This window comes from Microbacterium sp. ISL-103 (assembly GCF_018613995.1).
GTDB lineage: Bacteria > Actinomycetota > Actinomycetes > Actinomycetales > Microbacteriaceae > Microbacterium.
Genome location: NZ_JAGGPD010000197.1, coordinates 1 through 1,864 on the forward strand (window position 1 = coordinate 1; position 1,864 = coordinate 1,864).

The following is a 1,864-nucleotide window of genomic DNA, read 5'->3' on the forward strand; positions in this document are numbered from 1 at the left end:
GGTGGACGCACCGATCGTCGGACGGGCGAGATCGGTCTGCACCGAGCAGATGTTGACGATCGCACCGCCTCCGCGCTCGACCATCGCCCGCGCCGAGGTCCGGCCGACGAGGAAGGCGCTCGTCAGGTCGGTGCGGATGACGCGCTCCCAGTTCTCGAGGCTCACGTCGAGCAGCGGCTCCCGATGCTGCATGCCGGCATTGTTCACGAGGATGTCGATCTGGGCGTCGGCCTCGATCGCGCGGATGCCGGCGATCACCGACTCCTCCTCGGTGATGTCGAACGCGGCTGCGGACGCGGCATCCGCCCCGAACTCCCAGGTGAACGCCGCAACCGCACCCTCCACGACCGCGATGTCGCGGCCGTGGACGATGACGTGCGCGCCTGCCTCGAGCAGCGAACGTGCGATGGCATGGCCGATGCCACGGCTGGAGCCGGTGACGAGCGCGCGCCTTCCGGTGAGGTCGAACGGGTTGGTCATGATCTCTCCGATGGGTCAGTAGAACTCGACGGTGTCGACGACATTGCGCAGCGCCGCGCCATCGAGGAACCGGGTGGCGTTGTCGGCGAAGAGCTCGGCGATGCGGCGATCCTCCCGCGCGTCGAGCGCAGCGGTGTGCGGGCTGACCAGCACCCGAGGATGCCCCCACAGGGCGCTCTCGTCGGGCAACGGCTCGACCTCGAACACGTCGAGTGCGGCGAAGCCGACGACCCCTGATTCCAGGGCATCAAGCAGCGCCGCCTCGTCGACGACCGTCCCTCGACCGACGTTGACCAGAGTCGCCCCCGGACGCAGCGCGGCGAGGAATCGCCGATCGACGAAGTGGTGGGTCGCATCCGTACCGGGAAGCGTGGTGACGACGGCGTCGACCTCGGAGAGCACCGAGGCGACGTCATCGGGGTGGACGGTTCGTGAGACTCCGGGTACTGACGCACCGCTGCGCGACGTGCCGATCACGGTCGCGCCCACGGCCGACAGTTTCTGGGCGACCGATGACCCGATGCCGCCGAGGCCGAGCACGAGCACGGTCTGCTCCGACACCTGCGACATCAGCCAGCGACCGCTCCATACCCGATCGTGCTGCTGCTGCACGAGGCGCGGCAGATGCTTCGCTCCGGCGAAGACGCCGAAGACTGCGAACTCGGCGAGCGCGTCACCATGCACGCCCGCCGACGTCGTGAAGACGACGCGGTCGAGTTCCTCTTCGCTGAGTGCGGCGGCCTTCACCTGGCCGCCACCACCGGCCGCCATCGTGTGCACCCAGCGCAGCGAGGGATTCATCCGGATGGTGCGCGCGAGTGCCGACGGGTCGACATCGGGGATGCCGTACAGCGCGTCGGCCGAGTCGACAAGCTGCTCGTACGCCGACTGCTGCGCAGGCGTCCGTCGGAACGACGGGTCACCGGAGAAGTCGGCCGGATGCCGCATCGGCGGCAGCAGCGTCTGATCGACGATCAGGTCGATGCGCGGCTCTCTCGTCGTGAGCAGCTCGCACAGTTCCGGCGCGAGAGGGGCGGCGACGACCACGCGGAGACGTGCCCTCATCGCAGCGCCTCCACAGCAGCGGCGATCTCGGCGACGGCGGCGTCGATCGTGTCGAGATCGGTGGCGAACGAGATCCGGAAGAAGGGCGAACGACCGTAGGCGGACCCCTGGATCACGGCGACGCCCGCGTGATCGAGCAGATACAGCGTCACGTCCTGGTCGTCCTCCAGCACCGTGCCGTCGACCGTGGTACGGCCGATCAGGCCTGCGCAGTCGACATAGAGGTAGAAGGCTACGACCGGGACGAGCGGCATCACCCCGTCGATGCCCTGGAGACCGGCGACGGCCGCATCGCGGCGGGCACGGGACACCGGCACGG

Annotated in this window: 3 protein-coding genes; all 3 read right to left on the bottom strand. The window is 69.0% G+C overall.

Translation table 11 applies throughout. The features are described 5' to 3' along the window. Positions 1 to 480 (bottom strand): SDR family NAD(P)-dependent oxidoreductase (locus tag J7E68_RS08240; protein ID WP_251048781.1); only part of this gene is annotated, 480 nt, incomplete at its 3' end. 15 nt (positions 481 to 495) lie between these two features. Continuing rightward, entirely contained in the window at positions 496 to 1,545 is a 1,050-nt protein-coding gene (locus J7E68_RS08245) for a D-2-hydroxyacid dehydrogenase (RefSeq protein ID WP_215171603.1), read from the bottom strand. Next, positions 1,542 to 1,864 (bottom strand): aminotransferase class I/II-fold pyridoxal phosphate-dependent enzyme (locus J7E68_RS08250; protein ID WP_215171605.1); only part of this gene is annotated, 323 nt, incomplete at its 5' end. The genes J7E68_RS08245 and J7E68_RS08250, both read right to left, overlap by 4 nt.